The sequence below is a fragment of the Pseudaminobacter salicylatoxidans genome (assembly GCF_003148475.1).
In the GTDB taxonomy this organism is placed as follows: Bacteria; Pseudomonadota; Alphaproteobacteria; order Rhizobiales; family Rhizobiaceae; genus Pseudaminobacter; species Pseudaminobacter salicylatoxidans.
On the sequence record NZ_QGGG01000010.1, the window covers coordinates 142,837 to 166,012 of the forward strand.

A 23,176-nucleotide genomic window follows, 5' to 3' on the forward strand; every position below is an offset into this window, starting at 1 on the left:
TTCGATATGTTATTGGCTCGCCCAGACGATGCGCGCCAGCCACTCCACTTCTTCAATACCGAGATTGCGGTTCGGATGCTCGGGGTTGAGCGAAACCAGTTCGATTGCGTTCGACGACCGGCGCGCCAGAACCTTGGCCATCACCTCGCCCGAGCGCGTCTTGACCACCACGCGGTCGCCCTTGTGAACGGTTGCGTCCGGCTCCACGATCAGCACGTCGCCGTCGCGATAGAGCGGCAACATGGAATCGCCCTGCACCTGCAGCGCATAGGAACTGCCCGAGGTCCGCACGGGCGCATCGATCATGTCCCAGCCATGGCCTGCGGGGAAACCGGCATCGTCGAAGAAACCGCCAGCACCCGCCTGCGCAAACCCGATAAGCGGCACGGAGGAAGCCTGCACAGGAAGGCCTTCGCTCTTCACGCGCGGTTCAATCAGACCCAGGAATTCCTCCAGCGAGGAATTCGTCGCCTCGATGATCTTGGCCAGCGATTCCGTAGACGGCCAGCGCGGGCGACCGTCCGGCGAAGCCCGCTTCGACTTGTTGAAGGCGGTGGAATCGAGTCCCGCCCGCTTCGCCAAGCCAGAGGCCGAAAGCGAATAGCGCTCGGCCAACGCATCGATAGCGGCCCAAACCCGTTCATGCGAGAGCATAGTCATGGTCCTGTGTCGTGAAACAGGAAAAAATACCTTTCCTTTTATCTACCGCCCGGCATAGGGCTTGTCCAGAGTCGCGCTGTTTCCATTGCGCCAAGCGCCCTCTTTCCTCCTTTGGTGATGGCCGGCGGCACGTTCACATCGCCTCCAGCATCGCCTTGAGGCCGGTCCTCATGTCCTCGACGTTCATCACCGGCATCATATCCATCGTCGCGTTGAAGCCCATGAAAAGCGGCTCGGCGATTGCAGGCATCGCCGTCGTATCCTTCAGGTCGAAGACGATGAAGGCGGTTCGATTGCCGCTTTCGAGCGTGAAATAGGCCGCTTCCGGCTGAAGCTGGCCAAGCAGCTTCTCGATGATCTTGGGGAGACTGCCATCCTTGATGGCGCGATTGCCCTCGGCAACCGGGATCGAGACTTTCAGCAACATACGCATTGTCAATCCTTTCAGGCCTGACATACGCAATTACCGGACCAATCTAGCACTTCGTCGCCCCTGGTGAAAGCAATGTGGCGCCGGCAGTATCGATCATTTGACCGTGCGGATCGGCGCCACATATCCATAACCTTGGCCGCCAACCGGTTCGAGACAGCTATGTATGCCGTGACCATTCTGCTTGTGATGGTGATCCTGCCGATCGGGTCGATCCTGTCGGAATATGCCAGTCTGGAGAGTACCGCTGCGCTGCTACCGCTCGTGGGCCGGTGGTTCGTGTTCTGGATGGTCGGCATCAGGCTTCTGCTGGCGGGGCTCAACCAGTTCTTCAAGCCCGGCTTCACCTCCAGGCAGATATTCGGCATCGAAAACAACGATGCGCTGCCCTTCGTACGCGAGCTTGGCGTGGCGAATTTTTCGACAGGCGTCGTCGGCGCGCTGTCGCTTGCCGCGCCGAGCTTCGTGATGCCGATGGCAATCGCGGGCACGCTCTTTTATGGCATAGCGGGTGTTCGCCATGCCACGGACACCGACCGGAACATCAAGCAGAACGTCGCGATGATCAGCGACCTGTTCGCCTGCGCGGTGCTGGCGGGGTTCATCGTGCTGACGCTGTGGATGCGCCTGTTTTAAGGGGACTAACCACCTTGCTTTGCCAAAACACGCAGACCCGCATGGGAAGCCATGAAAATGCGTTCGGCTTCCGTCGGCGGGCGCGGCGTGGCACAGCGGCCGAGCGCGGTGAGCACCTCGTCGAACTCCATGAAGCGGCGATTGCGGCGGTCATAGATGCCGGCTGTGGTCAGGATCAACGCTGCCGTCTCGCCCGTGTCGAGCACGAATTTGTGTCGGCCGACGATCTGCGTGCCTTCCCACGTCTCGACGGTAGAGACGACATCGAATTTGCGCCATAGCCGGATTTCGCGCACGAAGACGGTCTGCAACCCGCCGAGCATCGGCGCCCAGCCCTTCTCGCGCGCCCTGGCAATCAGCCCGGCACGGAAGAAGATATCGATGCGGCCGACATCGGCCAGCATCATGTAGCGCGCATTGTTGAGGTGCCAGTTGAAATCGATGTCGGTGGGCAGGCAGCGGAAGCTCAACCGGCTTTCGTCGCCCATGCGATAGTCGCCGCGACGGCCGGTTGTGAGTGCCATCCTGGCAAGACGTGCCCAGACATACATTTCAATTCACCTGTGTGATGCCGCCATGTGTCCCGCATCAGGGAAGCGACGATTTATGCAGCAAGCCGACGAGGTCGAAATCTCGCCCGGCCTGCGATCTATCTGTCTCAGGAGGAGTGAGCAACCCGCCTCAGGCTGCCTTCCTGGCCTCGTCCTTCGGATAGGGGTTGAAGCGCTGGTAGAAGGTCTCGCCCTTCTCGGCCATGTCGTGGAGCAGCCTGGGGGCCTTGAACTCCGCGCCATATTTCTTCTGCAACGCCTTGGCGAGCTTGACGAATTCTTTCGCGCCGACGCCGTCGATGTAGGAAAGTGTACCCCCCGTATAGGGCGCGAAGCCGAAGGCCAGGATCGAGCCGACATCGGCCTCGCGCGGGTCGGTGACGATGCCCTCTTCCATCACGCGCGCGGCCTCGAGCGCGATGACGACGAGGAAGCGCTGCTTCAATTCTTCGTAGTCGATCTTGTCGGGGTTCTGCTGCTTGTAGAGGTCCTTCAGGCCCGGCCAGAGGTGCTTCCTGGCGGGCTTTTCAGGGTAGTCATAAAAACCCTTGCCGTTCTTGCGGCCGAAGCGGCCATGCTTGTCGACCATCGTGTCGATGAGCTTCATCTGCTCGGGATCGACCGCCTTTTCGCCAAGATCGCGAATGGTCTGCTTCATGATCTTCTGGGCAAGGTCGATGGCCGTCTCGTCGGCAAGCGCCAGCGGGCCGACCGGCATGCCCGCCGCGCGCGCGGCGTTCTCGATCATGGGGGCAGGTACACCCTCGATCAGCATCTTGAAGGCTTCCGACATGTAGCGCAGCACGCAGCGGTTGACGTAGAAGCCGCGCGTGTCATTGACCACGATAGGCGTCTTCCTGATGGCGCGGACATAGTCGATCGCCATGGCAAGGGTCTTGTCGCCGGTCTTCTTGCCGAGGATGATTTCCACCAGCATCATCTTGTCGACCGGCGAGAAGAAGTGGATGCCGACGAAATTCTTCGGCCGCGCCGAGTTCCTGGCAAGCGAGGTGATCGGGATGGTCGATGTGTTGGAGGCAAAGATCGCCGACGACTTCAGCACCGCCTCGGCCTTCCCGGTGGCCGTCTTCTTGACCTCGGAATCCTCGAACACCGCCTCGATGACGAGGTCGCAGCCATCCAGCGCGGCGTAGTCGTCGCTCGGCGTGATAAGCGAGAGCAGTTTTTCCTTCTCCTCCGGCTTGGCGCGGCCCTTCTTGACCAGACCGTCCATCAGGTCGGCGGAGTGCACCTTGCCCTTCTCGGCCGCGGGCATGTCGCGGTCGATGAGCACGACCGGGATACCAGTCCTGGCGGTGACATAGGCAATGCCCGCGCCCATGAAGCCGGCGCCGATAACGCCGATCTTCCTGAACTTGGTGGGAGCAACGCCCTCGGGGCGGCGCGCGCCCTTGTTGAGCTCCTGCAGCGAGACGAAGAGCGAGCGGATCATCGCCGCCGCCTCCCTGCTCCGCATGATCTCGGTGAAGTAGCGCTGCTCGATCCTAAGGCCTGTGTCGAAGGGCACCAGCAGGCCCTCATAGACGCATTTCAGGATAGCGGCGGCGGCGGGATAGTTGCCGTAGGTTTCGCGGCGCAGGATGGCGATTGCCGGTGGCCAGAGATTGGCACCCGCAGCCGAATAGACCGGCCCGCCCGGCAGCTTGAAGCCTTTCTCGTCCCAGGGCTGCACCGGCTTCAGGCCGGCGGCAATCATCGCCTTGGCAGCCTCGATAAGCTTTGCAGGATCGGCCACGGCGTGAATGAGGCCCATGGCCTTGGCGCGCTGCGGTGAGAGGTTCTGGCCCGAAGTGAGCATCTGCAGCGCATCCTGCGGATTGGCAAGGCGCGGCACGCGCTGGGTGCCGCCGGCGCCCGGAAAGATGCCGACCTTCACCTCCGGCAGAGCCATCTTGACGTTGTCGCCCTCGGCCGCAACGCGGCCATGGCAAGCCAGCGACATCTCGAAAGCACCCCCCATGCAGATGCCGTTGATGGCCGAGACCCATGGCTTGCCGGAGGTTTCGAGCTTGCGGAAAAGCTGGCTCATGCGGCCGGCATTGTCGAACAGAAGCTTGATCGCCTTTTCGGGATCCCTGGCCTTCTCCTTGTAGAACAGGCCGAGCATCTTCTGCAGCATGGTAAGGTCCGCACCGCCCGAGAAAGACTCCTTGCCGGAGGTGATGACCGCGCCCCTGATTGCCGCGTCACTGGCGACCTGATCGATGATCGTGTTGAGCTCGTCCAACACCTCTTCGGTGAAGACGTTCATCGACCGGTCAGGTATGTCCCAGGTGACGAGAGCGATGCCGTCCGGGTCGGTTTCGACGGTGAAATTCTTGTATTCAGCCATTGGAGTGGTCCCTCCTTGAAATCCGGTGGCGTCAGCGCATGGTCGTGACGGTGGCTGTGCCCTTCATCATAATTCCCACCCCGGCGCAGACGCGCCGACCCGCCCCACAAGGGGAGGGTAAGGGGTGGTCAGACGCGTTCGATGATCGTCGCGGTGCCCATGCCCGCACCAATGCAGAGCGTGACAAGCGCGGTGTTGAGGTCGCGTCGCTCCAGTTCGTCGAGCACGGTGCCGAAGATCATCGCGCCGGTGGCGCCGAGCGGGTGGCCCATCGCGATGGCGCCGCCATTGACGTTGATCCTGTCATGCGGAATGTCGAAAGCCTGGCAGTAGCGCAGCACGACCGAGGCGAAGGCCTCGTTGAGCTCGAACAGGTCAATATCCGACAGCTTCATCTTCGCGCGCTTGAGCAGCTTTTCGGTGACGTCAACCGGGCCGGTCAGCATCAGCACCGGCTCGGAGCCGATATTGGCGAACGCGCGGATGCGGGCGCGGGGTTTCAGTCCCATCGCCTTGCCGGCCTTCTTGGAACCGAGCAGCACGGCAGCGGCACCGTCGACGATGCCGGACGAGTTGCCGGCGTGGTGCACATGGTTGACCGCCTCGATCTCGGGATGCTTCTGCACGGCGACCGCGTCGAAGCCGCCCATCTCACCCGGCATGACGAAGGATGGGTTGAGAGAGGCCAACCCCTGCATGTCGGTGGTCGGGCGCATATGCTCGTCATGGTCGAGAATAGTGAGGCCGTTCTGGTCTTTCACCGGGATCACCGACTTCTTGAAGTAGCCTTTTTCCCAGGAATTGGCGGCGCGCCTCTGGCTCTCAACCGCATAGGCGTCCACGTCATCACGCGAAAAACCGTATTTGGTGGCGATAAGGTCGGCCGAGATGCCCTGCGGCACGAACCAGGCCGGCAGACCGACCGAAGGATCCATGAACCAGGCGCCGCCCGACATGCCCATGCCGACGCGGCTCATGCTCTCGACCCCGCCAGCGATCACGATGTCATCGGCGCCTTGGGCGATCTTGGCCGCGCCCAGGTTGATGGCGTCGAGGCCGGATGCGCAGAAGCGCGAAATCTGCATGCCGGGCGCTCGTGTGTCGTAGCCGGCCTCGAAGGCGGCCGCGCGCGGGATGACCGCGCCCGCCTCACCGACCGGATCGACGCAGCCGAAGATGATGTCATCGACCGCCGAGGTGTCGAGCCCGTTGCGATCACGGATGGCTTCCAGCGTGCGGGCCGCCAGCCGCACGGCCGGGACCTCATGCAGCGAGCCATCCTTCTTGCCGCGTCCGCGCGGGGTGCGCACGGCATCATAGACAAAAGCGTCAGCCATATTTTTCTCCTCGAAAGCGAAACCTGACGACGGTGCCATGGCTTCGCTTGCATCATTCGCCCCGTCCGGGCCTCGCCTCGACACCTCCGCCGGATCGGCAGGAGCGGGGTGGCCGGAAGGGCCGGGGTGGTTCAACTTTCCTCGTCACAAACTCCGCGCGATCAGCAGTTTCATGATCTCGTTGGTGCCGCCATAGATGCGCTGCACGCGGGCGTCCCGATACATGCGCGCGATCGGGTATTCATTCATGTAGCCATAGCCGCCGTGCAATTGCAGGCACTCGTCCACGACCTTGCCCTGCAATTCGCTCAGCCAGTATTTGGCCATGGATGCCGTGACCGGGTCGAGCCCGCCATTGATGTGGCGCTGGACACAGTCATTGTAGAAGACGCGGCCGATGGTGGCCTCCGTTTTCAGTTCGGCCAGCTTGAACTGGGTGTTCTGGAATTCGAGGATAGGCTTGCCGAACGCCTGACGCTCCCTGACATAGTCGATGGTCACGGCCAGTGCGCGCTCGATCATGGCAATGGCGGTTGCGCCGATCTGCAAGCGCTCCTGCGGCAGTTGCTGCATGAGCTGGACGAACCCCTGCCCTTCCTCGGCTCCGAGCAGATTGGAGGTCGGCACGCGCACATCGTTGAAGAAGAGTTCCGACGTGTCGTTGGACTTCAGGCCGATCTTGTCGAGGTTGCGGCCGCGCTCGAAACCCTCGGCCTCGTCGGTCTCGATCACGATCAGCGAGGTGCCCTTGGCGCCCCTGGACGGATCCGTCTTGGTGACGAGCACGATGAGATTGGCGAGCTGGCCGTTGGTGATGAAGATTTTGGAGCCGTTGATGCGATACTGGCTGCCGTCTCTGACAGCGGAAGTTTTTGCGCCCTGCAGGTCGGAGCCTGCGCCCGGCTCGGTCATGGCGATGGCGCCGATCAACTCACCGGTCGCCATCTTCGGCAGCCATTTTGTCTTCTGCTCCTCCGAACCATAGTGGAGGATGTAGGGCGCAACGATGGAATTGTGCAGCGCGATGCCAAAACCATCGACACCGACATGGCTGATGGCTTCCATGATCGCACTTTCATGCGCAAACGTGCCGCCCGAGCCACCATATTCCTCCGGCATGGAGGCGCAGAGCAGCCCCGCCTCGCCGGCCTTCCACCAGCTTTCGCGGTCGAAGATTTCGGCCTTCTCGAATTCCTCGTAACGCGGCGCGATCTCGGCCGCGAGGAACTTGGTCGCCATGTCGTAGAGCATCGCGACATCTTCGGTGGCCCAGGCGGGTTTGGGCAGGCTAAGCACTTCGGCGGGATTGGTCGTCATCGAGCAGATCTCCTCTTTTGAGAGGGGGCGACGTAGGCATGACGATTAACTCCTAAAGGAATTGAGGTTAAAACGCCTCCGCCGGCAGCGCCATCATGGCGTCCGCTCCGGTCGATATGCGGGCCAGATGCGCTCCCGTCTCGGGCATGGCGCGCTCCATGAAGTAACGGCCAGTGACCAGCTTGTGCTCGTAGAAGGCTGCGTTATCGCCCGCGCCGTTGGCCAGCTTGTCATGGGCGGCCCTGACCATGCGGCCCCACATATAACCAAGCGCGACGAGGCCGAAGAGATGCAGATAGTCGGTAGAGGCCGCGCCCGCATTGTCTGGCTTGGCCATGGCGTTCTGCATCAGCCACATGGTGGCGGCCTGCAGATCGTTGAGGCCCTTCTTCAGCGTCTTGGTGTAGGGAGCCATCTCCTCGTCGGCGCGATTTTCCTCGCAGAAATCGCCGACCTCCTTGAAGAACGCCTGCAGCGCGCGGCCGCCATCCAGAGCCAGCTTGCGGCCGACGAGGTCGAGCGCCTGGATGCCGTTGGCACCTTCATAGATCATGGCGATGCGGGCATCGCGCACGAACTGACTCATGCCGTGCTCTTCAATGTAGCCGTGACCACCGAACACCTGCTGCGCCATCACAGCATGCTCGAAACCCTTGTCGGTGAGCATGCCCTTCACCACCGGCGTCATCAGTCCGACATAGTCGCCCGCCGCCTGCCGCTGATCTTCGTCGTCCGCGCGGTGCGAGATGTCGGAATTCAGCGCCGTCCAGAGCACCAGCGCACGGCCGGCCTCGTTGAATGCCTTCATGGTCATCAGGTTGCGGCGGATGTCGGGGTGCACGATGATCGGATCGGCCGGCTTGTCGGGCGCCTTGGGGCCGGACAGGGAGCGGCCCTGCAAGCGCTCCTTCGCATAGGCGGTCGCGGCCTGATAGGCAGCTTCCGACAATGCCAGGCCCTGCAGGCCGACGCCGAGACGGGCCTCGTTCATCATGGTGAACATGGCCTTCAGCCCGCCATTCTCTTCGCCCAGCAGATAGCCGATGGCATCATCATAATTCATGACGCAGGTGGCATTGCCGTGGATGCCCATCTTTTCCTCTATGGAGCCGCAGGAGACGCCATTGCGCTTGCCCGGCAAACTGTTTGCATCAAGCAGGAATTTCGGCACGATGAACAGCGATATGCCCTTGGTGCCCGCGGGGGCACCCTCGATGCGGGCCAGCACCAGATGCACGATGTTGGCGGACAGGTCGTGTTCGCCTGCCGAGATGAAGATCTTCTGGCCGGAAATCCTGTAGCTGCCGTCGCTATTGGGCACCGCCTTTGTGCGCAGCAGGCCAAGATCGGTGCCGCAATGGGGTTCGGTCAGGTTCATGGTACCAGTCCACGAGCCTTCGACCAGCCTGGGCAGCCAGGTGTCCTTCTGCTCGTCGGTTCCGTGGGCGACGAGTGCAGCGATAGCGCCCTGTGTAAGCCCCGGATACATCATCAACGCCATGTTGGCCGAAACCATATATTCGGTAACCGCCGAATGGATCGTGTAGGGAAGGCCTTGCCCGCCATATTCGACCGGCGCGGCAAGCCCCAGCCAACCGCCTTCGCAATATTGCCCGTATGCCTCCTTGAACGCCGCCGGCGTCGTCACCGAGGCGTCATCATGGCGCGCACAACCCTCGATATCGCCGGTGCGATTGGTGGGCTGGATCACGTTTTCGGCAAGTTTTGCGCCTTCGGCAAGGATGGCCTCCAGCACATCGGGCGAGGCGTCGGAAAATCCGGGAAGGTTGCTGTGCCGGTCGTAACCGAGCACCTCCCTGAGCACGAAAAGCGTATCGGCAACCGGCGCCCTGTATGACGGCATCACACCACCTCCACAACTTCGCGGCAGTTGGCGCTTGCCAGTGAAGCGTCAAGTCCGCTTTCCGGTCACCAGCAATAATTGACGTTTGCGTAAACGTCAATTCGTAACGTATTCACAGCCTCGAAAGCCAGTTGCATCAAGCACTGTGCGCCAAAAAGAAAAAGCCGCGCGGCGCCAGTGGCGTCACGCGGCTCCAATAGCCGTGGCAGTGGACAGGTTCAGCCGTTGGCTGCGACAGGCATCGGGCGCGCCTCGGCGAGCCTCTCACGCACCACCGTCATCACTTCAGTCAGTTCCCCGATGGCCTCGTCGATTGCCTGGCGCTGCTTGTTCAGCCGGCCGAGCTGTTTTTCGGACTTGTCGAGCGCAAGGCGAAGCTGCTTCACATTGCTTCCCTGCGGCTCATAGAGGTCGAGCATCTGCTTCACGTCGCGCAGCGAGAAGCCGACCTTGCGGCCAAGCAGGATGAGCTTCAGGCGCACCTCTTCGCGACGGGTGTAGAGGCGGGTGGCACCGTCGCGCTTGGGGCTCAGCAACCCCTTGTCCTCATAAAAGCGAAGCGTGCGCAGGGTAACGCCATATTTCTTGGCGATCTCGCCAATGCGGGCGAGTTCGTCGGCGGTTTCATCATTGGCGGCGTCATGCGTCGCGGCTGGCTTGTCGGCCTTCATCAGTTTCATCGTCATTTTCTGTTTGCCCGTTTGGCACGCGTCGACAAGCGACGCGCTAGGGAAGCTGCGGGGCTGCGGCTCCTGTCGCGTGGCTTCCGGTTTCTTCAGGATTTCAGCGTCAGCGGGCGCATATCGCACACCGCTTACGTTTACGTAAATGCTATACTTACCAAGCCTTCGTCTGGCAAGCGTCCATAAGAAGAAACTGTTTTAACGTCTTTTCGGGCGCAATCATGACCGACACCACCTTCGGGTTAACGCGTTGTTTACCACGTTGGAGGAAAGGTGCGCTTGTCGGCCTGTCGTGAATTATCCCGTATCGATTTGTTCACGCCTTCCGGAGAGCGGGGCAAACTCTCGACACGTTATCGCAGGGGCAAGCGCGCAATCCGTTCCGACGCAGGATTTCCTACTGGCTATCGCCAGCAACCGGCGGACGTTTCGATGAACAGCAAGCGCTCCTATCTCGACACCCTCAACGCCGGGCGGCCACGCAGGTCGTATTCCACGCTGGAGGAGCTGAACCGCTCGCTGGAGGATTTGCAGCAGCGCCTGAACCGCCACACCGAGCCGGAAGAGGCACCCCGCGAGCAGGTCATCCCCCCGCGCGTCGCGCCGGTTCGCGAACAGCCGCGCAGTTTTGCCGAGCTGCGCGAGCGCGAAAGCCGCATGACGGCTGCCGGCGAAGCGCCCTACCAGGACCTTGCCCGCGATCTCGAGCGCATCCGCGCGCAGGAAGACAGCGTTGCCGCTTTCGGCAAGATCGCAACCGAATTGCAGGCCCTGCGCGAAGATCTGCGCGGACAGGTCGCCTCCGGCATGCGCCGCGAATTCGAAGCCATGCGGCACGATATCGAGCGCACGAACCAACCGACCGCCACCCCAGACACGGAAGAGCTTGCCGTCGAGTTCGAACGCCTGTCCGGTGCGATCCACGCGCTCTCAGAACGCGCGGACGACAAGAGCCTCAACCTGCTGCGGCTGGAACTGGAGCAGGTGAAGGGCGCGCTGGATACGCTCGCTCGCGAAGAGACGGTTCGCTCTGTCGATCGCCGCTGGGACGAATTCGACCGCCGCTGGACCGATTTCGAAGGACGCGTGGCCGCGCAATCGCATGACCCGGCGATCGATGCGCTGACCCTGCGGCTGGAACAGATCAGCCAGGCCCTCGACAACCTGCCGGAATCGCTCTCGCTGCGCTCACTGGAAGAAAAGGTGCGCATGCTGGCAGGGGCAGTGGATCACTTCGCCCGCCAGAGCGAGCACGGCAGCAGCGAGACCTTCAGCCAGATCGAGGAGCGGCTGGATGAAATCTCGCGCGCCATCGTGGCGTCCACGGCGACCATCAGCCAGACCAGCTTCGACCCCGAACCCTTCCAGCGCATCGAAGCCAGGATTTCGTCGCTGGCCAGGCAGATCGAGGAAGTGGTTGTCGAGGATCGGCCCAACCGTGAAGTGATGGAGCGACTGAACCTGCTGTCGCAGCGTGTTGACGATATCTCCCAGCACACACATTTGCCCGAAGCGGCGGTGGAACGGCTGGGCCAGCAGCTCGCGACCATAGCCGACAAGATCGACCATGCGCCAGCCGCGCCGGACGCCGACCGCATCTTCCAGGGCATCGAGCAGCGGCTCGACCTGTTTTCAAGCATGATCGAGCGTCGCCAGGACGACGTTCTGCAACAGGGCAACATATTGTTCCGCGATCTGGAGCGGCGGCTGGACGAAGTGGCCGACCGGCTGGATCAGCGCGGGCAGACCGCCAGCTTCGACGATACCGGCCTCATGGAAGCCATCGATGCCCGCTTTGCCGCACTTGCCGACCGCATCGGCGCGGAAAAGTCCGCAGCCGACGACGAGTCCATTCGCGGGCTGGAGGTGCGGCTCGACGACATTTCTCGCCGTCTCGACTATTCCGCGCAGCAGTTTGCCGGCATCGACCCCGATCTGGTCCGCAACCTCGAGGCGCAGGTCACCGCGCTGTCCGAGCATCTGGCACGGCCTGCAAGCCCGCTGCCCGAGTTCGAAGACATCGCGCCACGCCTGGACGACATCGAACGCTCCATCGCCAACAGCCACGAAACGCTGCTGGAAGCGGCCCGCCATGCCGCCGAGAACGCCGTGCGCTCCCTCACCGGCTCGACAGTGCAGAACGAAGCGGTTTCGGGTCTCGCGGAAGACCTGCGCGTGCTGGAAACGCTCACCCGGCGCTCCGATGAGCGCAATACCAAGACCTTCGAGGCGATCCACGACACGCTGCTCAAGATCGTCGACCGGCTCGGCTCGCTCGAACAGAGCCAGCATGACACGCCCGTGCCGCAGTCCGAGCCCGCTGCCAAGGCCAAGCTTGCCCTTCTGGAAACGCCCTCACTCGACGTCGATGCGCCGCTGCCGCTGGCGGGCGCACCGATCGATGACGCCGTGCAGACGCCGGAGGCAGACGACGGCAAGCGCACACCGGCGCAGGCAGCCCATGCCGCCGTCGCCGCCGCTCTTGGCGACGAGACGGCGGATGACGCCGAGCCCACTGCCCGCCCCCGCTTCGGCGGCCTGTTCCGGCGCAAGCGCGACAAGACCATCAAGTCCGAGGACCAGCCGGAAGCCGCGACTGCCCTTGCCGAAACTGCTCCCGCCGTGGATCTCGACGAGTCGCTGGATCCGGCTTTCGCAAATCGCCCGCTGGAACCCGGTTCCGGCGCGCCAGACCTCAACGCGATCATGCGGCGCGTGCGCGACGAGCGCCAGCAGGTCAAGCCCGTCGAGACGGACGCCGCAAAGGCCGACTTCATCGCCGCCGCCCGCCGCGCGGCACAGGCAGCCGCGGCCGAAGCCGAGACGCTGAAGCGCGGCACTGAAGCCGGAGGCCCCGTGCGCGCCGTGCGTATCGGCGAGTTCATCAAGTCCCGGCGCAAGCCGATCCTGATGGCCGCCGCCGCGATCATGATGGCGCTGGCCGGGCTGCAGATCGGCAAGACGCTGATGGCCGATGCCACGAAAATCGCCACTGATGCGCCCGCGCCTTCCTTCCAAACCACGGCGAACGCGCCCGCCAGGGCGGAAAACGTTGCCGCCGAGGGGGGCGCCACGGCTGTGGCCACCACCGCCACAACGTCGACCGACACGACAACTCAGCCCGAGTCTGCTGCCGCCCCCGTTGCTATGCCGCTCGAACCCCTGTCGCCTGCGACAGAACCGGATCCGGCTGCTGCCGGCACGCCTGCGTCCGAGATGGATCAGCCCGATACCAGCACGGTGACCGGTTCGCTTCCGACAGCATCGGCCCCCGGCTCGCAGATCGCCACCAGTGGCATCGTGATCCCGCTCGAAATCGGACCGGTGGCGCTGCGCGAAGCCGCTGAGACCGGCGACGCCAAGGCATTATTCGAGATCGCCTCGCGCTATGCCGATGGCCGCGAGGTCGCAGCCGACATGAAGACCGCAGCCGACTGGTACGAAAAGGCCGCGCAAACGGGCTTCGCCCCGGCGCAATACCGCATCGGCAATTTCTACGAAAAGGGCCTCGGCGTCGAAACCGACCTTGCCAAGGCCAAGATGTGGTATCAGCTCGCCGCCAATCAGGGCAATGCCAGCGCCATGCACAATCTGGCGGTGCTGTTTGCCATGGGTGCCGATGGCACGCCCGACAACGAGGCAGCCGTGCGCTGGTTCAACCGCGCGGCCGAGCTCGGGATCACGGACAGCCAGTTCAATCTGGGCATCCTCGCCGCCAAGGGCGTCGGCATGACGCAGAACCTCGAGGAGTCCTACAAATGGTTCGCGCTGGTGGCCAAGGCCGGCGACAAGGACGCCGCCAACAAGCGCGATGAGATCGCGAAGGCGCTGAAGCCCGAGCAGTTCAGCCGCGCCAAGGCCGCCGCCGAGTTGTGGAAGCCCATGCCGCTCGACGCCGCCGTCAACACGGTCGATATTCCGGAAGCCTGGCAGCTTGACCAGATCACCACCGCCTCGATGGACATGAAGCAGGCGGTGCGTACGATCCAGGACATCCTCAACAAGAACGGCTACGACGCCGGCAACGCCGACGGCATGATGGGCCAGAAGACCAGGAACGCGCTGGCCGCGTTCCAGAAAGCCAATGGCCTGGAGCCGACCGGCGAGGTTGACGAGAAGGTCGTGCGTGCCCTGACGGCACTGAAATAACCCGCACGCTGCCGCAATCAGCCAAGGCCCTGTCACCGGAAGGTGGCGGGGCCTTGGCCTGTCCACCAAGGTCCTGGATGGCGCTATGTGACCAGCCAAACGCCGCGAATGTTAACCTGTTGACATGCTTTTCGTTTTAGAGTGCAGCGAAGTTATGCTTCGCCGCATTGTCGGCGCAAGTGCGTGCAATCACCCAAGGCAAGAAACAGGCTTCGCCGGCGGGCGCATAGTTGTAGAGTTTAACGGTGGGAATTTATCTCCCGATCGCGGAATTGTCGGCTAACATCGCAGTGCTTCTGGCCATGGGAGCGGCGGTCGGATTCCTGTCGGGCATGTTCGGGGTGGGCGGCGGCTTCCTCATCACCCCGCTCCTGATCTTCTACAACATTCCACCCGCAATCGCAGTGGCGACCGGCGCCAATCAGGTCATCGCCTCATCGTTTTCCGGCGCGCTGGCCCACGTCAAACGCGGCACGCTCGACTTCAAGCTCGGCACGATGCTGCTTTTGGGGGGCATATTCGGCTCCACATTCGGCATCTATGTGTTCTCGGTGCTGCGCGCCATCGGCCAACTCGACCTGTTCATCTCTCTGCTTTATGTGATCCTGCTCGGCTCGGTGGGCGGCATGATGCTGGTGGAAAGCGTCAACGCCATCCGCCAGACCAAAAGCGGCGCTGCACCGACGCTCAAGAAGTCGGGGCAGCACAACTGGATACACCGCCTGCCGCTGAAGATGCGCTTTCGCGCTTCCAAGCTTTTCGTCAGCGTCATCCCCGTGCTGGGGCTGGGGGCGGCAATCGGCTTCCTGTCGTCCATCATGGGCGTGGGCGGCGGCTTCATCATGGTGCCGGCGCTGATCTATCTGCTGAAAGTGCCGACCAATGTCGTTATCGGCACGTCGCTGTTCCAGATCATCTTCGTGTCGGCCTACACCACGATCGTGCACGCCACCACGAACCAGACGGTCGACATCGTGCTGGCCTTCGTGCTGATGGTGGGTGGCGTGGCGGGCGCGCAATATGGCGCCAAGGCCGGCCAGAAATTGCGCGGCGAGCAATTGCGCGCCCTGCTGGCGATGCTGGTGCTGGCGGTGGCGCTGCGCCTGGCCTTCGACCTGTTCGTGAAACCGGCCAATCTCTATTCGCTCAGCGGCCTCAGCGGAGGCCATCTATGAAGCTGGCGGCGGCGGTTGCCGCCCTCGCTTTCACATTCTCGTCTGTCATCGCTCCCGCACTTGCCATCGAGCCGCCGCTGGAAACGATCCAGATCGGCCTTTCCACCGACCGCATCGCCATCACCGCCGACTTCGCCGGCGCCGACCTGACCATTTTCGGAGCGATCGAAAATTCCGATCCGCTTCTGGCCCGTCAGGGGCGCTACGACGTGATCGTGGTGCTGGAAGGGCCGAGCAAACCGGTTGTCGTGCGCCGCAAGGATCGCGTGCTCGGCATGTGGATCAACACCGCGTCCGAGACCTTCGACAACGTGCCCTCTTCCTACTCGGTTGCCACCACCCGGCCCTGGCAGGATATTTCCGAGCCGGAGAAATACCGGCAGCTTTCGCTGGGTGCCAACAACCTGCACATCCAGCCGGCCGACACCACCGACAATCCGGCCACGATACAGGAGTTCACGCAGGCGCTGCGCGAACTCAAGAAGAAAACCGGCCTCTACAGCGAGCGCATCGGCGGCGTGCAGTTCCTGTCGGCAAACCTGTTTCGCGCGCGCCTGTTGCTGGCCCCCAACGTGCCGGTAGGCACGCATCGCGCGCGGGCCTTCCTGTTCCGCAACAGCGTGTTCGTGAAGGAAACCTCGGCGCAGCTCGCCATCTACAAGTCGGGCTTCGAGCAGACCATCTACCGCTTCGCCACCAACCACAGCCTGTCCTTCGGCATATTGGCGGTGCTGCTCGCCATGCTCACCGGCTGGCTCGGGCGTATCATCTTCAGGAAGGATTGAGGCCTATCCCGGCATCAGCATGGCGCCGGAAATAGCGAAGATGCGGCTGGAGCCCATCATATAGGCACGGAAACTCTCCCAGTTGAAAAGCCCGTGATAGGCACGGTCGAGCACATTGAGCGAGCCGGTATAGGCGCCGAAAGCCGGCATGACGATACGGCTGCCGTCGCTGGCGAAGCAGCGCCGGCGCACAGAGCGCCCACGCTGGACGATGCGGGCGCAAGGATGCAGGTGACCGGCGACCTCACCCTCGACAGGCATGGCAGATGGTTCATGACGGAAGCTTAAGCCCCCGACATGGATTTCCGCCACCGTGTCGCCGGGCAGGCCGGCGGGTGCCTGAGGATCATGATTTCCGGCGACCCAGAACCAGTCACGGCCTGCCATCAGCGCTTCCAGCCTGCGGCGGAAGATTTCAGGCAGGCGCGCGGCTCCCTCGCCATCGTGAAAGCTGTCGCCAAGGCTGATCACGTTGCGGGGATTGTAATGCTCGATGACGGCCGCAAGATGCGAAAGCGTGGTAGCCGTGTCATAGGGCGGCAGCAGCGCGCCGCGCCGCGCATAAGACGACCCCTTTTCCAGATGCAGGTCGGAGACCACCAGCAGGTCGAGATCGGGCGCAAACAGCACGCCGCGCCTATCACACACCACGCGCTCGCCGGCGATCACGATTATCTCATCGCGCGGTTGACGCGCCCGCTGCGCCAGACTGCTCATTGGGTGCCCATGGCGTCTTTGATCATGTCCTCGGCTTCCAGGAGCAGTGTGTCATCGGCATCGCCCTGCACCGATTCCTTGCCCACCTCCAGCATGATCGGCACGGCCAGCGGCGAGATCTGCTCCAGCCCCTTATGCACGATTCGACCGTGTATACGCGAGAGCATGTCGCCAAGCCTCCTGACATCGAGAAGCCCCATGGCGGCATCCGCGCGCGTGGCCTGCAAGAGAATATGATCGGGCTCATGGCTGCGAAGCACGTCATAAATGAGGTCGGCCGAGACATTCACCTGCCGGCCGCTTTTTTCCTGCCCCGGATGGCGCTTTTCGATAAGCCCCGAGATCAGCGCGCAATTGCGGAAGGTGCGCTTGAGCATCCAGCTATCGGCCAGCCAGGCGTCGAGATCGTCGCCCAGCATGTCCTCGTCGAAAAGCTGGCCGAGCGGCAGTTCCCCGCGCCCGAACATGCGGCCCATGTCGCCGAGCGACCAGATCGCCAGCGCATAGTCGGTAGCAACGAAGCCAAGCGGACGCGCACCGGCCCGCTCCAGCCGGCGTGTCAGCAGCATGCCGAGCGTCTGGTGCGCCGGCCGCCCTTCGAAGGGATAGGCCACCATGTAGTGGCGCCCGCCGCGCGGGAAAGTTTCGATCAGCAGATCCTCCCGTTTCGGCAGGATGGATTTTTCCGATTGCAGGCGCAGCCAGTCCGATACCTGATCGGGCAATTGCTTCCAGCGCCGCGGATCGGCGAGCATGGCGCGCACCACCTCGGCCAGATAGGTGGAAAGCGGGAACTTGCCGCCGCCATAATAGGGCACCTTGGCATCCTTGCCCGGCGCATTGGAGACAAAGCATTCGTTTTCGCGGATGCCTTCGAAACGCAGCACCTTGCCGGAAAACAGGAAGGTGTCGCCCGGCACCAGCGTTTCCAGAAACGCCTCCTCGATCTTGCCAAGCGCCGGCCCGCCGCGCGCCACCATGCCCCTGCCCTCGCGCACATAGCGCACGGTAAGCGCCGGCACCTCGATGATGGTGCCGACATTGAGCCTGTATTGCTGGGCAACGCGCGGATGGCTGATGCGCCAGGTGCCGTCTTTCGTCAGCTTGATGCGGGCATAGCGCTCGTAGCTTTTCAGTGCGTAGCCGCCGGTGGCGACGAAATCGACCACACGGTCGAAAGTGTGGCGGTCGAGCGCAGCATAGGGCGCTGCCGTGCGCACCTCCTTGAAAAGATCGTCGGCGTGGAAAGGCGCGCCAACCGCGCTGCCCAATACATGCTGGCACAGCACGTCGAGCGCGCCTTCAACCAGCGGCGGCGTGTCCTGCGCGCCGATATAGTTGGCTTCCACGGCCGCCCGGCACTCCAGCACCTCGAAGCGGTTGGCGGGGACGAGGATCGCCTGGCTGGGCTCGTCCATGCGGTGGTTGGAGCGGCCGATGCGCTGGGCGAGCCGGCTCGCACCTTTCGGCGCGCCGACATGGATGACCAGATCGACATCGCCCCAGTCGATACCGAGGTCGAGCGTGGAGGTGGCGACGATGGCGCGCAGGCTGTTCGTCTCCATCGCCTTCTCGACGCGACGACGCTGGCTGACATCGAGCGAGCCATGATGCAGCGCGATCGGAAGATTGTCGTCGTTGGCGCGCCACAGTTCCTGAAACAGGAACTCGGCCTGGCTGCGGGTGTTGACGAAAAGCAGCGTGGTCGTGTGCCGCCGGATGGCGCCATAGATTTCGGGGATGGCATAGCGCGCCGAGTGACCCGCCCACGGCACGCGCTCTTGCGAGTCCAGAATGCTGATTTCCGGCTTCGCGCCACCGGCCACCTCGATCAGGTCGGCCATGGGCGTCTTACGCTCGGGAGGGGCGTCCGCAGAAGGGGTTATCTCCACCCCGGCGCTTTGTGCCGATCCTCCCCACAAGCGGGAGGATAAATCCTGCGGCACCAGCCAGCGGCGCAGTTCATCCGGATCGGAGACTGTAGCCGACAGCCCGATTGCCTGAAGACCGGGCACGAAGCGGCGGAGCCGCGCCAGCCCGAGCGACAAAAGATGGCCGCGCTTGGAAGTCACCAGAGAATGCAGCTCGTCGAGCACGATGTAGCGCAGGTCCTCGAAGAAGCGCGGCGCATCCGACGAGGCGATCAGCAGCGCAAGCTGCTCCGGCGTGGTCATCAATATGTCCGGCGGCACCAGCTTCTGGCGCTGGCGCTTGTGCGCGGGCGTGTCGCCCGTGCGCGTCTCCAGGGTGATCGGCAGGCCGATCTCGGCCACCGGCTTGCCGAGATTGCGTTCGATGTCGACGGCCAGCGCCTTGAGCGGTGATATATAGAGCGTATGGACACCTCGCCGCGCCTGCCCCGGCCGGCGCTTCGGCCGGTTCGCCAGATCGACCAGCGTGGGCAGGAAGCCAGCCAACGTCTTGCCCGCTCCCGTCGGCGCAATCAACAGCACCGATTTTCCAGCTTGCGCACGCGCCAGCAGATCGAGCTGATGCGCGCGCGGCTGCCAGCCACGGCCGGCGAACCATTTCAGAAACGGTTCAGGCAGGATGGCGGATTGCTCGCTCGGCTCGGGTCGGCTCTGGTCGTTCACGCGCCAGAACTAGCGCGACAGAACCAAACCGCCAAGCGATTTTGCGAACAAAACGGGATCATTCTTTAGCTGCGTCTGTCACGCCGGGCTTTTCCCGCCTGCGCAAATACCTATGTTGAGCCAATGCGCGCAGCCGACCTTCTCTCCCCCCGGCCGGAAGGCCTTTATTGTCCGCCGGGCGATTTCTTCATCGATCCGGTGCGGCCGGTGCCGAGCGCGCTGATTACGCATGGCCATTCCGACCACGCCCGCGCAGGGCATGGCGCGGTGCTTGCAACCGCCGAAACGCTCGACATCATGGCGCTGCGCTACGGCCAGGAATTCGCCGGATCGACGCAGGCAATGCGCCTCGGCGAAACGATTTCATTGAATGACGTGAAGGTGACGTTCCAGCCCGCTGGCCACGTACTGGGCTCCGCACAGATCTGCGTGGAACATCGCGGCATGCGCATCGTCGCCTCCGGCGACTACAAACGTCAGCCTGATGCGACCTGCGCGCCGTTCATTCCAATCCCCTGCGACGTGTTCATCACCGAAGCGACCTTCGGATTGCCGGTATTCCGCCACCCGCACCCGTCCGACGAGATCGCAAGGCTCCTGAAATCGGCCGAGCAATTTCCCGACCGAACGCATCTCGTCGGCGCCTATGCGCTGGGCAAGGCGCAGCGGGTCATCAGCCTGCTTCGGCAGGCCGGGTATGAGCGTACCATCTATATTCACGGAGCACTGGCAAAGCTCTGCGACTATTATCAAAGTCGAGGCGTCGAACTGGGCGATCTCCAACCGGCAACGGTCGAGACCGGCGACAGGCAGGACTTCGCCGGCGAGATCGTGATCGGCCCGCCCGCAGCGTTCTCCGACCGCTGGGCGCGGCGTTTTCCCGATCCCGTCGCCTGCTTTGCGTCGGGCTGGATGCGCATTCGACAGCGCGCCCGGCAGCGCGGCGTGGAACTGCCACTGATCATCTCCGACCATTCCGACTGGGACGAACTCACCGAAACCATCACCGAAACCGGTGCGGGCGAAGTGTGGGTGACGCATGGCCGCGAAGAGGCTCTGGTGCGGTGGTGCGAACTGGACGGCATCGCCGCCAAGCCGCTGCATCTGGTGGGCTACGAGGACGAGGGCGATTGATGCATCGCTTCGCCGAACTGCTCGATCGCCTCGTGCTGACGCCTGCCCGCAATGGCAAGCTGACCCTGCTGACCGACTATTTCCACACCGTCGAAGACCCCGACCGGGGGTTGGCGCTTGCAGCACTCACCGGCGAGCTGTCGATTGCGGCAGTCAAGCCAGCCATGCTGCGCACGCTGGCAACCGAGCGTATGGACCCGGTTCTGTTCGGTTATTCCTACGACTATGTCGGCGACCTTGCCGAGACCGTGTCCCTCGTATGGCCCGAGCCGCCCGCATATCATACTTTAAATATCCGTCCTACACTGGCCGATGTGGTGGGCGCGCTGCAAGCCGCCAGCCGGTCCGACGGCCCGCGCGTTCTGGCCCGCCTGCTCGACCGCGCCGACATTTCGGCCCGCTACGCCATCATCAAGCTTGTGACAGGGGGCTTGCGCATCGGCGTTTCGGCGCGACTCGCAAAGCAGGCGCTCGCAAACCTCGGAAATGTCGATGTCTCCCAAATCGAGGAACTTTGGCACGGGCTCACGCCGCCCTACACCGAGCTGTTTGCCTGGCTGGAAGGCAAAGGTCCGAAACCGGAAACGGCCGCAAAGGCCCTTTTTCGTCCCGTCATGCTCGCCAACCCGGTGAGCGACGGCGATCTCGAAAAGCTTGATCCGGCTGATTATGCCGCCGAATGGAAATGGGACGGCATCCGCGTTCAGGCAGTGTGTGAAAGCGGCATCCGCCGGCTCTATTCGCGCAGCGGCGATGACATCTCGCCGACCTTCCCCGATCTGGTGGAGGCGATCAGCTTCGAAGGGGCGCTCGACGGGGAATTGCTGGTGGGCGACCCGCAGCGCGAGACCGGCAGCTTTTCAGACCTTCAACAGCGACTGAACCGCAAGACGGTTTCCACAAAGATGCGTGAACGCTATCCCGTCTTCATCCGCTGCTACGACCTGTTGCAGGAAGGCCCGGAAGATATCCGCACCCTGCCCTTTCTGGAGCGCCGGGCGCGGCTTGAGGACTTCGTCAGCCGGCTCGACCCAGCTCGTTTCGATCTCTCGCCGCTGGCGCTGTTTTCCGACTGGCCGGCGCTGCAAGAGATGCGCAGCAACCCGCCACATCCGATCATCGAGGGTGTGATGCTGAAGCGGCGCGATTCCGCTTATCTCGCCGGCCGGCCGAAGGGCCCCTGGTTCAAATGGAAGCGCGACCCTTTCACCGTGGACGCGGTGTTGATGTATGCGCAGCGCGGCCACGGTAAGCGCTCCAGCTTCTATTCCGACTACACATTCGGCGTCTGGACCGGGCCGGACGGCGGGGAAGAACTGGTGCCGGTGGGCAAAGCCTATTTCGGCTTCACCGATGAGGAACTGCTCCAGATCGACAAGTTCGTGCGCGACAACACGATCGAGCGCTTCGGCCCGGTACGCTCGGTGCGCGCCGACCGCCAGCATGGGTTGGTGCTGGAAATCGCCTTCGAAGGGCTGAACCGCTCGACGCGGCATAAATCCGGCGTGGCCATGCGCTTTCCACGCATCTCGCGGCTGCGCTGGGACAAACCGGCCGGCGAGGCCGACCGTATCGAGACGCTGCAGGCATTGCTGGATTGAGGCGCTACTGCGCCACGGACACCCGGATCTCGTAAATGTCGACCGACTTGCCCTCGCCGGTCACATCCGAATTGACGGCAATGGTGCCGCCTGCGCCAGGGCTTTGCGCGCGGAAATCGAGCTCGAACAGAAAATCCCCCTGATCGGCGCCCACGGCATAGCGCTTGCGGCCGCACCCACCGAGGCCGCCGAAATTGCATTCCACCGACATCTGCGTCGGCTTGCCATCGGCGCCGCGCGCGACGACGTCGAAGGTTGCCTGCTTGCCTGCAAGCCTTTCCAGCACACCTTGACCGACATCGAACAGAACGGCCGCGTCCGGGCCACCTGAGCGGATGCGCAGGAAACTGCCCGAGCCATCCTGCATCACATCGGCCGCGGTCTGCCCCGGCGCCGTCACGCTGGATGCGTCGGCCGGCGTGAACACATCGATCCACGCCCGGCTCGGGTCCGATTGTCCGGGCTTCAGAGGCGCACCATCGCCTCCCTGGCCCTGGCTTATCCGGGCAGGTCCGTCATTGCCGTTGCCGGCCGGCTTCAACAGATCTGCCTGCCACGCCCACCAGCCACCAAAGCCAATCACGGCAAGAACCACCAGCGTGCTGAGCAGCCCTGCGAACGGAAAGCGCGAGCGGCGCGGCCGGCGCTCTGACCGTGCGTCTTTTGCCTTGCCTGCAGGCGCAGCCTTGCCACGTACCGAGGCGTTTCCGGTTCGCCGCTCGATGGCGACATCAGGCGCCATGCCGCCCCTTCCGGGCCGCACCTCATCGAGGCTCGGCGCGGTACGGGCAGCTCCGGCTGCCGGATCGAGCGCCGCTACTGCAGGCTGGAATTCGGATTCGATGTCGGTAATCCTGGCCTGCAGCGCCTTGCGGCGGTTGATGGCCGCCTCGACGGTGAGATCGGGATTCGCCTTCAGGGCGCGATCGAGCGCGGCAAAGGCCGCCCGGTAGACTTTCTCGCGAAAATCCCGGTCGTCGGCGTTTCCTTTTTCGAAGGCGTTGCGGATCGCCTTTTCGATCGGGTCCAAACCGGTTTCCTCATGATGCGGGTCGTTCCTGCATGATGGTTAGACGCCGCCGGCCCATCAGGCAACGCCCGGCGGCATCAATATAAGGTTTCGGCCGGTATTTTGGCGGGGAAAAGGCCTGGAACTTCCGCGGCTGCCCCGACCTTCACCCTTCGCGAAA

General features: G+C 63.3%; 17 protein-coding genes. 6 read left to right on the forward strand and 11 right to left on the reverse strand.

All coding sequences use genetic code 11. From position 1 onward, the window contains the following. Positions 1-9 precede the first annotated feature (9 nt). Both C7441_RS15110 and C7441_RS15115 read right to left on the reverse strand, forming a co-directional pair. Positions 10-654, reverse strand: a complete 645-nt coding sequence (locus tag C7441_RS15110) for a S24 family peptidase (RefSeq protein ID WP_109613595.1) — start codon at positions 652-654, stop codon at positions 10-12. A 139-nt stretch (positions 655-793) separates the two neighbouring features. Next, the gene (locus tag C7441_RS15115) at positions 794-1,093 is read right to left on the reverse strand and encodes a hypothetical protein (RefSeq protein ID WP_109613596.1); all 300 of its coding nucleotides are present in this window, start codon (positions 1,091-1,093) and stop codon (positions 794-796) included. A gap of 168 nt (positions 1,094-1,261) precedes the next feature. Here C7441_RS15115 and C7441_RS15120 point away from each other — a divergent pair, with 168 nt between their 5' ends. Then, the gene (locus C7441_RS15120; protein WP_146201498.1) at positions 1,262-1,726 is read left to right on the forward strand and encodes a DUF6790 family protein; all 465 of its coding nucleotides are present in this window, start codon (positions 1,262-1,264) and stop codon (positions 1,724-1,726) included. Positions 1,727-1,731: 5 nt separating this feature from the next. On the opposite strand, the gene C7441_RS15125 is transcribed toward C7441_RS15120, so the two are convergent. The 6 genes from C7441_RS15125 to C7441_RS15150 all read right to left on the reverse strand — a co-directional run bounded on the left by C7441_RS15125 (position 1,732) and on the right by C7441_RS15150 (position 9,834). Then, a complete protein-coding gene (locus C7441_RS15125) occupies positions 1,732-2,277 on the reverse strand; it encodes a thioesterase family protein (RefSeq protein WP_026060533.1) in 546 nt (181 codons plus the stop codon). A 130-nt stretch (positions 2,278-2,407) separates the two neighbouring features. After that, positions 2,408-4,630, reverse strand: coding sequence for a 3-hydroxyacyl-CoA dehydrogenase NAD-binding domain-containing protein (locus tag C7441_RS15130; protein ID WP_109613598.1), 2,223 nt, complete (start codon positions 4,628-4,630; stop codon positions 2,408-2,410). A 128-nt stretch (positions 4,631-4,758) separates the two neighbouring features. After that, a complete protein-coding gene (locus C7441_RS15135) occupies positions 4,759-5,967 on the reverse strand; it encodes an acetyl-CoA C-acetyltransferase (RefSeq protein WP_109613599.1) in 1,209 nt (402 codons plus the stop codon). 144 nt (positions 5,968-6,111) lie between these two features. Next, complete coding sequence (locus C7441_RS15140; protein WP_109613600.1) at positions 6,112-7,284, reverse strand: acyl-CoA dehydrogenase family protein; 1,173 nt, start codon at positions 7,282-7,284, stop codon at positions 6,112-6,114. Between the two features lie 67 nt (positions 7,285-7,351). Further along, positions 7,352-9,148: an acyl-CoA dehydrogenase C-terminal domain-containing protein gene (locus C7441_RS15145; protein WP_109613601.1), complete on the reverse strand. Its 1,797-nt coding sequence runs from the start codon at positions 9,146-9,148 to the stop codon at positions 7,352-7,354. 218 nt (positions 9,149-9,366) lie between these two features. Beyond that, positions 9,367-9,834, reverse strand: a complete 468-nt coding sequence (locus C7441_RS15150; protein ID WP_109613602.1) for a MerR family transcriptional regulator — start codon at positions 9,832-9,834, stop codon at positions 9,367-9,369. Positions 9,835-10,263: 429 nt separating this feature from the next. Here C7441_RS15150 and C7441_RS15155 point away from each other — a divergent pair, with 429 nt between their 5' ends. The 3 genes from C7441_RS15155 (at position 10,264) to C7441_RS15165 (ending at position 15,940) form a co-directional block, all read left to right on the forward strand. Beyond that, entirely contained in the window at positions 10,264-13,980 is a 3,717-nt protein-coding gene (locus tag C7441_RS15155; RefSeq protein WP_109613603.1) for a peptidoglycan-binding protein, read from the forward strand. A gap of 245 nt (positions 13,981-14,225) precedes the next feature. Further along, a complete protein-coding gene (locus C7441_RS15160; protein WP_026060529.1) occupies positions 14,226-15,155 on the forward strand; it encodes a sulfite exporter TauE/SafE family protein in 930 nt (309 codons plus the stop codon). Then, positions 15,152-15,940, forward strand: a complete 789-nt coding sequence (locus C7441_RS15165; RefSeq protein ID WP_019172924.1) for a TIGR02186 family protein — start codon at positions 15,152-15,154, stop codon at positions 15,938-15,940. Before C7441_RS15160 ends, C7441_RS15165 begins: the two co-directional genes overlap by 4 nt. Positions 15,941-15,943: 3 nt before the next feature. Here C7441_RS15165 and pdeM read toward each other — a convergent pair whose 3' ends face one another. Next, on the reverse strand, positions 15,944-16,657 hold the full coding sequence (gene pdeM / locus C7441_RS15170) for a ligase-associated DNA damage response endonuclease PdeM (RefSeq protein ID WP_109613604.1): 714 nt from the start codon (positions 16,655-16,657) through the stop codon (positions 15,944-15,946). Next, positions 16,654-19,251: a ligase-associated DNA damage response DEXH box helicase gene (locus C7441_RS15175; protein ID WP_109613605.1), complete on the reverse strand. Its 2,598-nt coding sequence runs from the start codon at positions 19,249-19,251 to the stop codon at positions 16,654-16,656. The genes pdeM and C7441_RS15175 overlap by 4 nt, the downstream gene beginning before the upstream one ends. A 123-nt stretch (positions 19,252-19,374) precedes the next feature. Between C7441_RS15175 and C7441_RS15180 the strand changes: the two genes are divergently transcribed. Together C7441_RS15180 and C7441_RS15185 are read left to right on the forward strand one after the other, a co-directional pair. Then, the gene (locus C7441_RS15180) at positions 19,375-20,385 is read left to right on the forward strand and encodes a ligase-associated DNA damage response exonuclease (protein WP_109613606.1); all 1,011 of its coding nucleotides are present in this window, start codon (positions 19,375-19,377) and stop codon (positions 20,383-20,385) included. Then, positions 20,385-21,986 (forward strand): cisplatin damage response ATP-dependent DNA ligase, encoded by a 1,602-nt coding sequence (locus C7441_RS15185; RefSeq protein ID WP_109613607.1) that lies wholly within the window; start codon positions 20,385-20,387, stop codon positions 21,984-21,986. Before C7441_RS15180 ends, C7441_RS15185 begins: the two co-directional genes overlap by 1 nt. Positions 21,987-21,990: 4 nt before the next feature. On the opposite strand, the gene C7441_RS15190 is transcribed toward C7441_RS15185, so the two are convergent. Further along, positions 21,991-23,016 (reverse strand): hypothetical protein, encoded by a 1,026-nt coding sequence (locus tag C7441_RS15190; RefSeq protein ID WP_109613608.1) that lies wholly within the window; start codon positions 23,014-23,016, stop codon positions 21,991-21,993. Positions 23,017-23,176 lie beyond the last annotated feature (160 nt).